Source organism: Streptantibioticus rubrisoli, assembly GCF_024436055.1.
GTDB lineage: Bacteria > Actinomycetota > Actinomycetes > Streptomycetales > Streptomycetaceae > Streptantibioticus_A > Streptantibioticus_A rubrisoli.
This window is the reverse complement of the sequence record NZ_JANFNH010000013.1, coordinates 125049-138051: the sequence shown is the minus strand read 5'-3', so window position 1 is coordinate 138051 and position 13003 is coordinate 125049. Positions and strand designations below refer to the sequence as shown.

Genomic DNA, 13003 nt, shown 5'->3' with positions numbered 1-13003 from the left:
GGCCACCTGAGAGGGCTTGTGGAGAGCCGGATGCCTGGAGATCGGGCACGTCCGGTTCGGGAGGCGGGCCGGGGAAACCCACCGACGGCAACATCGACAGGGCGCCCCGGTCCGACCTCACACGCTGTCGGAGCAGGTCGGGCAGCTCCGCCCGGACGGTGTCCAGCGCCTGCTCAACCTCTCGGACTGGGACGAGAACGCGGTCCGTGACGACATCCGTGACTTCGTCGTGGAGACCATCGGCAGCCCGGACGGTGTCCTGATCTGTGACGACACCGGCTTTCTGAAGAAGGGCACGAAGTCGGCCGGGGTGCAGCGGCAGTACTCCGGTACGGCTGGGAGGACCGAGAACTGCCAGATCGGCACCTTCCTGGCCTACGCCTCGGTCCGGCCGGGCGCTGATCGACCGCGAGCTCTACCTCCCGGCCTCCTGGACGGATAACCGGGAGCGGTGCCGGGCAGTCGGCATCGCCGACGGCATCGGCTTCGCGACCAAGAACGAGCACTTCCGGCGGATGGTGCAGCGTGCCGTCGATGCCGGGGTGCCGTTCGCGTGGGTGACCGCGGACGAGGCGTACGGGCAGGTCAAGCACACCCGGTTCTGGCTGGAGCAGCGCGGCATCGCGCACGTGATGGCCACCAAGGTCAACGACACGGTGATCACGACGGGTTGGGGCGAGCAACGCGTGGACCGTCTGATCGCCGCGCTGCCCCGGCAGCGCTGGAAGCGGATCTCGGGCGGGCAGGGCGCGCACGGGGAGCGGATCTACGACTGGGCCCGCATCGCGATCCGGCCCCGCTGGGAGGACGGCTTCGGACACTGGGTCCTGGCCCGCCGCAGCGTGGCCGACCCCACCGAGATCGCCTACTACGTCTGCTACGGCCCGGCCGCCTCCCGGCTGAAAGACCTGGTCAAGGTCGCCGCCGCCCGGTGGGCGGTGGAGGAGTGCTTCCAGACGGCAAAGGGCGAGTGCGGCCTGGACCACTACCAAGTCCGGCTCTACCGGGCCTGGTATCGGCACATCACGCTCTCCATGGCCGCCCTCGCCTACCTGACCGCCATCCGTGCCGCGGAAGCCGCAAAAGGGGCACCAACGACGACGAGCAGGACCTCGTACCACTCAGCGTCCGGGAGATCCGCCGACTGATCGGACACCTCGTCACCACGCCCCGCCACCACACCAACGACCACCATCTGCGCTGGTCACGCTTCCGCAGACGCAGCCAGGCCCGAGCCCGCTGCTCCCACTACAAACGCCGAGGCCACAACCCCCAGATGCGGTTGCAGTACTAAGACCGCGACGGCGCGAAAAGGGCGATCCCGTAGCGTAGTTGCCCTGGTCTCCAGCTCGACTTAGGCGGCTTCTGCACAGGTCCGTATCAGCAAAAGGCGGAAAATGGTTCACCGCGCCGCCCCCGCCTGCCCGCTGCCCCCTCCGGACAACCGCTCGCCGCTGTCCGCCCGTACCATGGCCACCAACATCCGGGACCGGGCAGCCCCGATGCGGAGTCGCTTGCGCAACGTCTCGGCAGAGATGGGCCGTTGATAGGTCTCCCAGTGCCAGGCGTCTTCGCGACGGGCGCGTTCGAAGAGATCGTCTTCCAACAAAGGTTTCTGATCGAGTTGCCCGGAGGATTCCTGAGCAGCCGAGCCTGAATCGTTGGGCTCCGGTTCGCTTCCTCCGGCTGGGCGCGGTGCAGTCTCGGCCGGGTGTTGCTCGTCAACGAGCGTTTCCAGCACAGTCGGCTCCCCTGCATGGACTCCGCTGATGGCTTGGAGCAAGCCGGGGCCGACTTCAGCCCAGCCGATGAGCAACAGTGGCCCGACCGCGTCGACGGCGGCCTTGCCCAGCTGATCGATGATCAGTGGATCCGCCACGTTCAGCGCCAGCGTCATCACGCTGGAGAAGGCCAGGAGCCGCCGTGCCGGGCGAAGTTGCTCACGACTCGCTCCGTGAAGCGCCAGGTACCGCGTGCCCAGCAGCAGCCCCAGAACCGACAAGTCCACAGCCGGGGCCACCAACGGAGCAACCAACGTAGGCACCCCCAACCGCAGCGCCAGCAGCCACACGTTCCCGAACCCGAACAAGAACGTAAGCCCGACCACCCCACCCATGATCGCCGTAACCACACGAAGAGTGATCACCTGTTCGAACACCGCACCGGCTTCACGGACAGTGGTCGGTTCCCTCCTGGATGCGGCCATCACAGGACCCCGCCCCCCGTTGTGGGCCGGAAACTCCCCTCGACAACGAGCCGTCCAGGGGGAAACCGCAGGCCAGTCCCGCATCCTTCTGCATGTAGTCCCGCCGGGGGCACTCCCGTTACTGACCGCGTTTCCGCAGGTCAGGGCGGCCATTCGTGCTACCGATGCACCTACCGATGGGCACGATGAACCGCATGGTGCGATTTGAAGATCAATCCGCCTTGGAGTGCATTACCGCAGGTGAGTGCACGGAGCAGCGGTAGATCCGCCCTCCTACAGCCGCCGCAGGTTCGAGTCATAGGGGGTAACTGGAGCTAGCATCTCGTCACGCTCTGCGGTCCACCCTGCTCACACGGGTTCATCGTCCCCCGGGTGGGAGTCCGGCCCATGTGAGTCAGCGTCTCGGGATGCCAGACTGGCCTCTTCCCCGTCACTCGGCTCTGGCACAGCCGCCCGCCCTGAATGCTCGGCGATCCAGGCCAGTACGTCACGCATCGCAGCGGCCTGCTGCTGGGCCAATGCCTCCGCTTCTGCCCTGTCTTCCTGAGCCTCGATCACGCAGATCTCGAATCTGAAGGCCAGCGGCTGTTTTCCGGCAGCATCAGCCGCGACGTCCTTGGATTCGCTGGCGACGTGTTCAGCACCCACGTACCACAGGCTCTCGCAAGGGCTCCTCCCCTACCTGAAATCAGGGTATAGACGACACATACGGAGGACCAAGATGTTGCGGGCAGGAACGTTGTTGACGCAATCCGACGGGCTAGGAGCGTGGGTCAGTTGTGCGACATCCCGCGAGTTCTCCTGAGTCCCGCCGAGCTCCCGAGCTCGCGGCCAGGGGGTTCTTCCTGGATCGAGTGATTTGCTGGCTCGTGACGTAACTTCGGGATTCCTGAAGCATTCTCAGCCCGTCTGACCGATCTGCGGCTTCGGGCGGGTGCTGCGGGGCTCGCCCAGCGGCACCCCTCGTGTTTCGCGGTTCTGGTTGATCATGTTCGGCGGCGACCCAGGCTGCGAGGACGGTTCGGGTTTCTTCGGGTGTGGCCTGGTCGGGGTGTGAAGGCCGAAATCTGTCGGCGATCAGGACGCGCCGCAGTTTGATTGCCATGTCTCCGAAGGACGGCTCGGCCTTGGTGGTGTACCAGCGGGAGCGCGACCCGTGTTCGGCGGCATCGGCGGGTGAGTAGCCTGCGGTGGTGTACCAGATGATGACCAGGCTCAGGCAGAGCAGGCCGAACTGCACGGTCCGTTCGACGGCGCGTCGGGTGCGGTTGCGGGCTTGGCCGACGCCGAGGGTCTGGCGGGCGTCGAAGAAGGCGAGTTCGATGCACCAGCGGGCCGCGTAGCGGGCTACGAGTTCTTCCGGGGTCGAGGTCAGATCGGTGGTGACCAGCGGCAGTCCGTAGCCGCGGTCGTCGCGGTCGCGGGTGCGGGGTGTGTTGTCGCGGACCAGGACCACCCGCACCGTTCGGGTGTGAAATCAGCCGTACCACAGGCAGATGGTCTCGGCGATCTCGACGGTGTCGGTGCGTCCGTAGCGCCTGACCTGGGCCGTGCGCCACGTGGTGGTCCGGGCGAGGTCGGCCGGGGTGCCCAACCGCTCGCCCTTGGTCCGTGGCCGACCGGACTTCCCCGTGCGGGGCGGGGCCAGCGCGTGCAGCACCGAGGTGACCTTCAACCGGGACGTCCAGGTCAACTGGCCGGCCAGCCCACGTAGATGCTCGCCGACGTACGCGGCATCGCCGACCACGTGCACGATCCGATCGAGGTGGCGGGCAGCGACCAGCTCGGACATCTGCCGTGCCTGGGCGAGCTTGCCGGTGTGGCGGGGGCGCCACAGCCGGGCGAGTACCGGAAGGCACACCGGCCGGGAGGTGACGTTCCCGAAGCCGAACAAGAACGTGAGCCCGACCACCGAATCCATGATCGCCGTAACCACACGGAGAGTGATCACCTGCTCAAACGCCGCACCGGCGTCACGGACAGTGGTCGCGTCCCTCCCGGAAGCCGCCATCACCGGGCCCCGCCCCGCGCCGTGGGCTGGAACCGCCCGTGCGCACTGTGGGCCGCAGATCGATGAGAAGGCCGCGATTGAGGTACCGGACCATGTCGTCGTGCAGGCCCCCGGCCAGGACGATCCGGTAATAGCTCATCCGCAGCGTGGGCTGATCGAGATCGAACTGCGTCAGTCCCGTGTTCCCCGCCGAACAAGCCTGGTCCAACCTGATGGACCCACGCGTTGCCACCCAACTCCTCGAAACGGAGTCGCCGCTGCGGTTTGACGCCAAGTCCGATGGCCGCCTCGGTCGGGGCGCCGGAAGCGGCTACGGCTGAGCAGCGAATCCGGCGATCGCCTCCCGCAGCGGTTCTGCCGCGCTCTGAGGGTCGGTGCGGGTGTCCAGGCCCAATACCTGGATGCGGCCCAGAAGGCCGCGGGGGCCCTTGAACTCCAGGATGTGCTCGGTGGGGCCATCCGGAGCGGGGTGGACCACCAGCGCGAGGGGCTGCTCCGGGCCGGTGTAACCGGCGATGTAGGTGAGGAGCTGGTGGCGGTCCTCGCGGGAGACGTTCTTCTTCGCATAGTCCTTGTATTTCGCGTCCACAGCGAGGAAGCGCGTCGCACCGGCTTCCTCGGCCGGTGGGTCGAAGGCCAGCAGTACATCGGGGAGGAAGGTCGGGGTCCTGTCCCCGAGTCTTCCGCTCGTGCGGATGTAGTCGCCCTTTGCCTGTGCCCTCCTGCCGCCCGCACCGACCGCCGCCTCGACCGCCATCCGCCGGACCACGCTCTCCCACAGATCGTCCAGCTTGAGCAGGAGGCTCTTCGCCCCGAAGCCGTACGGGTCCAGCAGATCGGCCACCCCGCCACCGCCGAGCATCATGCGCGCCCACGCGTGCGCGCCCCGGTAGTGGCTGTTGAGCCTGGTGTACCGCCCCCGGGAGAGCAGAGCTAGTGCGTCCAGTGGTCGGACCGGGGACGGGAAGTCCCTTGCGGCGGCGGCCAGCTGTCTACTGAGGTGCGGGTCGAGTGACCGCTCGGCCGCTGTGGTCAGGGCTGCCCCGCACACCAGGTTCTCCCAGCCTCCGTCCTCGTACTCGAAGGTCTGCACGTGCAGCCGGTCGACCGCCCCGTAGCACCGGGTCGCCTGTGCCTCCACATCCAGCCGTCCCCGCAGCGAGGTGCCCACGCGCTGTCGGCGTACGTAGTCCCTGCGCAGCCCGCGGCGCAGCAGCAGGCGGCACTCGTGCAGCAGGGCGGCGGGCACCAGTCCCGCGTAACCGTCTTTGCCGAGCGGCCAGTTGCGCAGCGCCTCATCAGGTTTGCCCTGCTCGTTGGCGTAACAGAGCCAGTCGATCAGTCGCGTCCCCGCGATCGGAAACTTGGGTTGCAGTATCAGCCGGATCTGGCTGAGCTGGAGCACCCCGGTGGTCGTCCGCGCCTTGAGGACATAGCCGCTTCGGCCCTTAGTGATGTTGACGACGCTGAGCTTGCGGAGCCTGTCGAGGTCGTCACGACTCAGCCGGGAAAACGGGACGGTGACGGACTCGTACTCCTTGAGTGTCTTGTCGCGCCCGACGGCTTCCTGTGGCACCCGGCTACTCCCCGTCCCAGCCAGCCGTGCCGTCCTCGCCCGCGGTTCCGACGGTCACGAACGTGTCCGCCAGCATGCCGGGAAGGTCCTGTGGATTCGTCTGTACGACCCGACCGGTCTTGCCGTCCACCAGCTTGCCCAGCACGCTTCCGAGCAGCCCGGGCCGGCCCAGGCAGTAGTCCGCCACGAGCGGCACGATCTCGTGGTGGAAGGCGTGGGAGAGCTGTTCGGCGGTGACGAGCGGCCGGTCGTCGGCGAGGAGATACGCCTGGCCGAGCAGTTGGTCGGGGCCGAAGTGCTCGTCGAGTCGTTCGTTCAGGCCCTCCAGGAAGGAAGCCAGCCCGAGGCCTTCGACTTCGCCGTCCAGGACGTCCACATCTGGTGGTACGTCGACGAACGCGAATCTGCGCCGGATCGCGGAGTCGATGTGCCCCACGCTACGGTCGGCGGAGTTCATGGTGCCGATGATGCGGACGTTCGGTGGCACGGTCTGCGGTCGGCCGCTGGTGGGCAGGGTGATGGAGACGGAGCCCCGCTTGTCGAGCTCTAGCAGGTGATCAATTCGCCCAGGATGCGCGGCAGGTCACCGCGGTTGATCTCGTCCACGACGATCAAGAAGGTGTCGTCGGGCGCCTTCTCGGCTGCCGCGCAGACCCGGCGGAACAGGCCGTCCTTCATCTTCAGGTGGAGCCCGGCCCTGCCCTCCGCCGTGTCCGGCTTGAAGCCCTCGACGAAGTCCTCGTACCCGTAGGACGGGTGGAAGGTCACCATGGTGAGCCGGGCTGCCTTGGCGCCTTCGGGCACGTGGGACAACTCGGCGAGAGCCGCGGCCCGTTCCTCCGGTGCGGCTTCGATACGGTCCGCCCGTCCCGCCAGGGCGAGCGCGACGCTAAGTGCCAGTCGCGTCTTACCGGTGCCGGGCGGTCCCTGGAGCACGACCTGCCCCTTGTGGCCGAGCAGATCCTTCACCTTCCGTACGGCATCGGGGAGTTCGACCTCCTCAACCTCCGCGGCGGGGCTGGCGGCCTCGGTGAGGGCCGCTTCGCGCCCGCGCCGGATCTCCCGCATCAGGGTGGCGGGAACCTTGGCGAGAGCTTGCTGCCAGGCGTGCCGCGGCGAGTCGAAGTGTTGGGCGTACGAGGTGTCCCAGTCCACCCCCACGGTATGCCGGTGCGTCTCCGCGCCCGGGTCGTAGGAGTAGCCCTCAGTGACGGTGCCCACCGCCAGCACTTCCGACTTCCCGCGGTTGGCGACGACCAGATCGCCGCGGTCCAGGTCGCGGAAGGCCAGCATCTGCCGCGCGAGCCGCAGATTCCCGCCGGTGCTGTACGGCCAGTGCTGGTCCAGCGTAGCCTTGAGCTCCTGGTCGCTCTCATACTGACCGAGACTGCCGACCTCGTCCCAGGCGATCCGGATGTGACGGTTCGCGAGACAGTCGTCCCAGAGACTCGCTCGCTCTCCTGGCGCGATCTTCCAGACCACGCGGTCCTGGGGACGCGGATCGTGGAAGGCATACAGGAAGCCCATCACCTCATGTGCACGCCAGCCCTCGAACTCCGGCTGGTTCCTCACGAGTTCGAGCAGCTCACGGTTGGCCTGCCAGGTGCGCACGCCTGAGGAGTGCGTGTGCGGACGACCGCCCAGCAGTGTGGTGAAGTGGCGGATGTGCGCGGCGGAGAAGATCGGCAGGAACTCGCCGGGGAAGTAGACCGCCAGGGCCTTGGTGGTCAGTGCCTGGCCGTACGACAGCGACTCCAACTCGTCCAGGCGCTCGTACGCCCCCTCCGCCGCCGCGGCGAAGGCGGTCACGAACTCGGCGCGCACCTGCGCCCATGCCTCGCGCTCCCCAAGTCCGCGCAGCGCGCTGGGCACGATCCGCCACTCGCCTGTCCTGTGCTGGTACACGATGTGCTTCGCCGCGCTGCCGCCGCGGATGCTGCCGAAATCGTCGGTGCCGTACTCCATCAGCCGACAGAAGGAGTACCCGCCCTGACGGCCCGCGGGCCCCAGTGCATACCGGTCCAACGACAGCTTGTCCCAGCTCTCCAGCGGAAACTCCGCCAGCACCCGCTGCCGCTCTTCCTCAGCCCGCCCAGCGGCCCACCCGGCTGCCTCCCGATCAAAACGCGCGATGCGCGACGCGAGCCCGTCCCGGAACTTCTGCCCCTCAGTCATGCGCGCATTCTTTGGCATCCGGTCCGGCCCGGACAACAACATCAGATAACAACAAAGCCCCAGACCGTTGACCTGGGGCTTTCGCGTGGAGCGGGTGGCGGGAATCGAACCCGCGCTCTGAGCTTGGGAAGCTCACGCTCCCCCTGAGTTCGATCGGCGAGAACTGCTGTCCGCGCGCATCATGGCCACCAACATCCGGGATCTGGCAGCCCCGATGTGGAGTCGCTTGCGCAGCGTCTCGGCCGAGATGGGGCGCTTGTACGTCTCCCAGTGCCATGCGTCTTCTCGACGGGCCGAGTCAAGGAGATCATCTTCCAGGGAACGTTCCCCGTCGAGCGGCTCACAGGCTTGTTGAGGAGGCGAGTTGGAGTCCTCGGCGTTCGGGTCGATCGCTTCGGCCGGGCTCGGCGCCTTGTTGGCCCGGTCTTGCTCAACGGCTGGAGAAGTGAGCGGAATCGGCGCCGCTGCGTGGACTCCATTGATGGCTTGCAGCAAGCCGGGGCCTACCTCAGCCCATCCGATCAGCAGCAGCGGCCCAACCGCATCGAACGCGGCCTTACCCACCTGGTCGGTGATCACCGGATCCGCCACGTTCAGCGCCAGCGTCATCACGCTGGAGAAGACCAGGAGTCGCCGCGCAGGGCGCAGTTGCTCGCGACTCGCTCCGTGCAGCGCCAAGTATCGCGTTCCCAGCAACAGTCCCAGAACCGACAGGTCCACGGCTGGGGCCACCAACGGAGCGACCACAGTGGGCACCCCCAACCGCTGCGCCAACAGCCACACGTTCCCGAACCCGAACAAGAACGTGAGCCCGACAACCGCACCCATGATCGCCGTGACCACGCGGAGAGTGGTCACCTGCTCGACGTCAGCGCCAACGTCACAAGCAGTAGTCGGCGACCTCCTCACACCCGCCATCACAGGGCCCCGTCCTTCGTCGTGGGGCGGAACTGTCCCTCCACGATGAGTTGTCCATGAGGAAACTGCTGGTCAGCCCTGCATCCTTCTGCGTGTAGTCCCGCCGGGGGCACTCGCAGGACTCCCTATTGGTCAGTTCATGAAGCCCTGACCGGCGGTTATGTGATGTCGTTCGGGGGTGCGGCGCCGTGCTCAGCACCCGTGCGGCAGGGCCAGTCTCAAGCCGCTTTTTCACCTTCGCCATAGGCGTCCCGCCGCTGCCGTAGCACGGCCACTGACCAGCGCCCGCACTGTTCTTGCCTTGCGGGGTCAGCTCTGAGTCGAGTTCCAGAGGCCTTCGCTGGTCATCACTCGGTCACTGGCGGAGCCATGTGGGTACTGGAGCGGCTGGCGTTCCCCGATCTGTTTGCATCGGCATGGCCTGGTAGCAGCGCCGCTCTGGCCAGTGCTAGTCGCAGATGACATGCGGCATCCGCGCCCGGGGCAGCCCCGTGGTCGAGCAGTACCTGCGTTCGCATGCCGTTGAATGGGCGGGCCTCGCGTCCGTGTCAGGCTGCCAGCTGTGCACGCGCCATCCTGCCGCTCATCGCACGCAGGCTCAGGGTCTCGGCGGCCAAGGCGCCGACCAGCGCCAGTTCCGCGCCGGCCGCCCCAGGCAGGGAAGTCAACGGCAGCAGCAGGCCAAACGCCAGGAAGGCCGCGAGATGTACGGCCGCCGCCCGGGGCAGCACCCGAGTGGTTCCCCCGTTGATCGTAACGGTGCGCAGCCGGCCGCGGACGGCCCACAGCTGCGGGGCGGCCACTAGTACAGCCATCCAGCGCACTCCGAGATCCGCAGGGCCGGACGGGACGTTGCTGAACCCGGCGATGTACAGGTGCGCCAGCGGCGTCAGCACGACCAGCAGGGACACCGCGAGTAGCACGCTGGCGAGCAGGACAGTGAACCGCATGAGCACGGCCGGCGCGCCCGACCGTTTCAGGAACGCGGAGCCGACCGAGTCGAGGTCGGACAGTGGCACCGTGCCCAGGGACACCAGCCCGTACACCACGGGCCAGACGACCAGGGAGTCGGAAGCCTGCTCCGACCGGGCGATCACGATGGTGGTCTCCAGTGCGGGGCTCATGTTGAGCAGCACGCTGGAGGTGATCCGCGCATGCTGCAGGAAAATTCGTCCCTCGGGTACTTCCGGTGGCGGCACCGGTTCCAGCCGCCGGGCCAACAGAGCCAGGCAGTCGCGTTCTGCCCAGGCTCCCGCGGACAGGTCCTCGGCGGACGTGGCCCGCCCCGCGAGGGCAGCAGTCATGTGTGCAAGTAGCCCCGCCCCGACGGGAATTGATAGACCTTGATTCATTCTTGCCAGATCCATGACAGCGTGCGTACGATCTTGGGCGACCTTCGGCAACTCCGGACTTCCAGCGTCAGCCTGGACATGTCCTCGCCTATTCAGGAGCGCACACGTGCCTTCTCTTCCTCGCGCCAGTTCCGTCGCGAACACCGATCGCCCTCTTCGGCCGTCGGCAGCCGGGCAGCATTCCGTCAGCAGGTGCCACGCAGCGGTGTAGCAGCCTCCCTCCGCGCCGCCATCGCCCCTTCGCTGAATTCAACCCTTCCTACCTCTGACGCTTGCGCTCGAACCGTGAGGAATCGTTTCCCTTCTCGCAGTGACGCAGGCGTCTGAAAGGACTGCCGTGCTGACCCATCCCGTCGTCCTGGCGCTCCTCACCGCGTGCGTGGCCGCGATCGCGGCTGTGGTTTGTTGCGCCATCATCTGTTTCACTCTCAGCCGGTTTGTCGGCTCCGCCCTCCAGGGCAGCCGCTCAGTCGACCGCCCCAAGATCATCCGGGCATTGACCCATGCGTTCCCCCACATCCTCCGGCCGTGGTGGCACCGCCGGTAGATGCGTCTCGTCGGCGCGAGGAGCGGTGCCTGCCGGGGCACCGCTCCTCGTGGCCGGGCGACAGCGGATACCACCGGATGAGCCAAACGAGAGAGCTAGAGTTGACACCGACGTTCACGCGGCCCGCCGGGCTCCTGCTCCCCACGGACACACGCCGTACGGGATACGAAGGGCATGCCCCCACCCGCCCCAGCCACTCCACGCTGCCCGGGGGCCTTCCTTGCTGATCCGTGAATCCGCTGCCTCAGTCGCCGGCGAGATGCACTCCGGGGCACTGTACTTGCACTTGTTGGACCGGTTCGTACACCTCCACGGTCACAAGCCATCAGGCAGCGAGATCCGCTCCTGGAGGGAGTCCCTCCCCGCCCTGGTGAACGTCCTGCTGGAAGCGGGACTTGGCGAAGTAGAGGTGATGCTCGAGTACGCGCTGCCGCTCACCAGCAAGCGTGCCGACGCGGTACTCGCCGGGGTCCACCCGAAGACGCGTGAACCGTCATATGTCGTGGTCGAACTCAAGCAGTGGACGGAGGCCGTGCCTGACGAGGACGCCCCCAACCTCTGCCAGATCCCCGGCATGCACAGCAGCCCCAGGCTCAATCCCATCGAGCAGGTCCGCGGTTACTGCGACTACCTCGCCCAGTTCAACGGGGCGTTGGATGGAAACGAGCATCGGATCACTGGAATCGCGTATCTGCACAACGCGACAGAGTTCGGAGTCGGCGCGCTGGACATCGCCGGGCAGAGCGCCCGTGGCCGCCTCTTCACCGGGGACAAGCGCGGCAAGTTGATCACGTACCTGCAGGACCACCTTGCGCCGGAGTCCGGCGCTTCGGCGGCCGACGAGTTCCAGGCGGGGCACATCAAGCCGTCCACACAACTCATCGCCGTTGCCGCAGAGGAGATCCGGCAGCGCGAGCAGTTCCGACTGCTCGGCGAGCAGCAGTTGGCGTACGAACTGGTACTCAAGTCGGTACGCGACGCACGCTGGGCGGACAACAAGGAGGTCATCGTCGTCACCGGCGGGCCGGGCAGCGGGAAGAGCGTTATCGCGCTGTCCCTGCTAGGGGAGATGTATCGCCAAGGACGGTCGGCACTGCACGCCACGGGTTCAGCGTCGTTCACCCGGACCCTGCGGAAGGTCGCGGGCGCCCGCAAGCGGGAAGTACAGGACCTGTTCAAGTACTTCAACAGCTTCATGACAGCCGAGCGCAACGGGCTCGATGTGCTGATCTGCGATGAGGCACATCGCATGCGTGAGACTTCAGCCAACCGTTACACGCCCGCTGCGCAGCGCACCGGCAAACCACAGGTGGAAGAGCTGATCGACGCCGCTCGCGTACCGGTCTTCCTCTTGGACCAGCACCAGGTCGTACGCCCGGGAGAAATGGGCGACGTTGACACGATCAAGGCAGCGGCCGCGGCCAAGGGCCTGCGTTGCAGCGTAGTAGCCCTTGACGGTCAGTTCCGTTGTGGCGGCAGTGAAGCGTATCTGGACTGGGTTCTGCGGTTGTTGGGCCTGGAGGGGGGAGGTCCCATCCTCTGGGAACCGGATTCAAAAATGCGGCTCATGGTCGCGGAGAGCCCTCAGGAGATGGAGGCGTTCCTCGAGGAACGGCGGGCCGAAGGCTACAACGCCCGTATGGCGGCCGGCTATTGCTGGAAGTGGACCACCAAGACAGTCCCCGGGGAGCCTCTCCCGGCTGATGTGGTGATCGGTGACTGGGCCCGGCCGTGGAACGTCTACGGCGACCGGGGGGTCGCGGGAGCACCACCGGCCGCCCTGTGGGCGACGGATCCCGCCGGTTTCGGTCAGGTCGGCTGTGTTTATACCGCGCAGGGCTTCGAGTACGACTGGAGCGGCGTGATCATGGGGCCGGACCTGGTGTGGCGCGGCGACCAGTGGGTGCCCGACCGTACGGCTTCGAAGGACCCGGCATTCAAGAGGTCCACGCCGAACGACACTGTCGATCGGCTGATCCGCAACACGTACAAGGTGCTGCTGACCCGCGGCATGGTCGGAACGATCATCTACTCAACGGACGCTGAGACCCGTGAGAAGCTGCGCGAGCTGATCCCCAGCGAAGCAGGCGTCCCAGTGTCGGTTCGCTGACCGTACGCGCTGCGCTGCCCGGGGCCTGCGTCCGTTGGCCCCGGGCAAACGCGCTACGAGCCGTCCGACCGCCGACGCAGGCCGCGCCGCGTGCTCAGGTCCAGAACC

At 67.0% G+C, this 13003-nt stretch carries 10 protein-coding genes and 2 pseudogenes; 2 read left to right on the top strand and 10 right to left on the bottom strand.

Features of this window, described 5'->3' with window-relative positions; genetic code table 11:
- Positions 1–16 precede the first annotated feature (16 nt).
- Positions 17–1148 (top strand): annotated as a pseudogene (locus NON19_RS14815) (IS701 family transposase).
- Between the two features lie 254 nt (positions 1149–1402).
- On the opposite strand, the gene NON19_RS14810 reads toward NON19_RS14815, so the two are convergent.
- The 10 genes and pseudogenes from NON19_RS14810 to NON19_RS14765 all read right to left on the bottom strand — a co-directional run bounded on the left by NON19_RS14810 (position 1403) and on the right by NON19_RS14765 (position 10190).
- The gene (locus NON19_RS14810) at positions 1403–2158 is read right to left on the bottom strand and encodes a SpdA protein (RefSeq protein WP_255928182.1); all 756 of its coding nucleotides are present in this window, start codon (positions 2156–2158) and stop codon (positions 1403–1405) included.
- A gap of 396 nt (positions 2159–2554) precedes the next feature.
- A complete protein-coding gene (locus tag NON19_RS14805) occupies positions 2555–2854 on the bottom strand; it encodes a hypothetical protein (RefSeq protein ID WP_255928180.1) in 300 nt (99 codons plus the stop codon).
- A 112-nt stretch (positions 2855–2966) separates the two neighbouring features.
- Complete coding sequence (locus NON19_RS14800) at positions 2967–3668, bottom strand: transposase (protein ID WP_255928178.1); 702 nt, start codon at positions 3666–3668, stop codon at positions 2967–2969.
- 15 nt (positions 3669–3683) lie between these two features.
- A complete protein-coding gene (locus NON19_RS14795; RefSeq protein ID WP_255928176.1) occupies positions 3684–4157 on the bottom strand; it encodes a transposase in 474 nt (157 codons plus the stop codon).
- Between the two features lie 97 nt (positions 4158–4254).
- Positions 4255–4398, bottom strand: a pseudogene (locus NON19_RS33920) (transcriptional regulator); the annotation flags it as partial.
- Positions 4399–4527: 129 nt separating this feature from the next.
- Positions 4528–5793 (bottom strand): 5-methylcytosine restriction system specificity protein McrC, encoded by a 1266-nt coding sequence (locus NON19_RS14785; RefSeq protein ID WP_255928174.1) that lies wholly within the window; start codon positions 5791–5793, stop codon positions 4528–4530.
- A 4-nt stretch (positions 5794–5797) separates the two neighbouring features.
- A complete protein-coding gene (locus NON19_RS14780; RefSeq protein ID WP_255928172.1) occupies positions 5798–6250 on the bottom strand; it encodes a hypothetical protein in 453 nt (150 codons plus the stop codon).
- Positions 6251–6339: 89 nt separating this feature from the next.
- The gene (locus tag NON19_RS14775) at positions 6340–7968 is read right to left on the bottom strand and encodes a DUF8426 domain-containing protein (protein WP_255928170.1); all 1629 of its coding nucleotides are present in this window, start codon (positions 7966–7968) and stop codon (positions 6340–6342) included.
- A gap of 132 nt (positions 7969–8100) precedes the next feature.
- On the bottom strand, positions 8101–8826 hold the full coding sequence (locus tag NON19_RS14770; RefSeq protein ID WP_255928168.1) for a SpdA protein: 726 nt from the start codon (positions 8824–8826) through the stop codon (positions 8101–8103).
- A 608-nt stretch (positions 8827–9434) separates the two neighbouring features.
- The gene (locus tag NON19_RS14765; RefSeq protein ID WP_255928166.1) at positions 9435–10190 is read right to left on the bottom strand and encodes a hypothetical protein; all 756 of its coding nucleotides are present in this window, start codon (positions 10188–10190) and stop codon (positions 9435–9437) included.
- Positions 10191–11005: 815 nt separating this feature from the next.
- Between NON19_RS14765 and NON19_RS14760 the strand changes: the two genes are divergently transcribed.
- A complete protein-coding gene (locus NON19_RS14760; protein WP_255928188.1) occupies positions 11006–12895 on the top strand; it encodes a DNA/RNA helicase domain-containing protein in 1890 nt (629 codons plus the stop codon).
- The last annotated feature ends 108 nt before the right edge of the window (positions 12896–13003 follow it).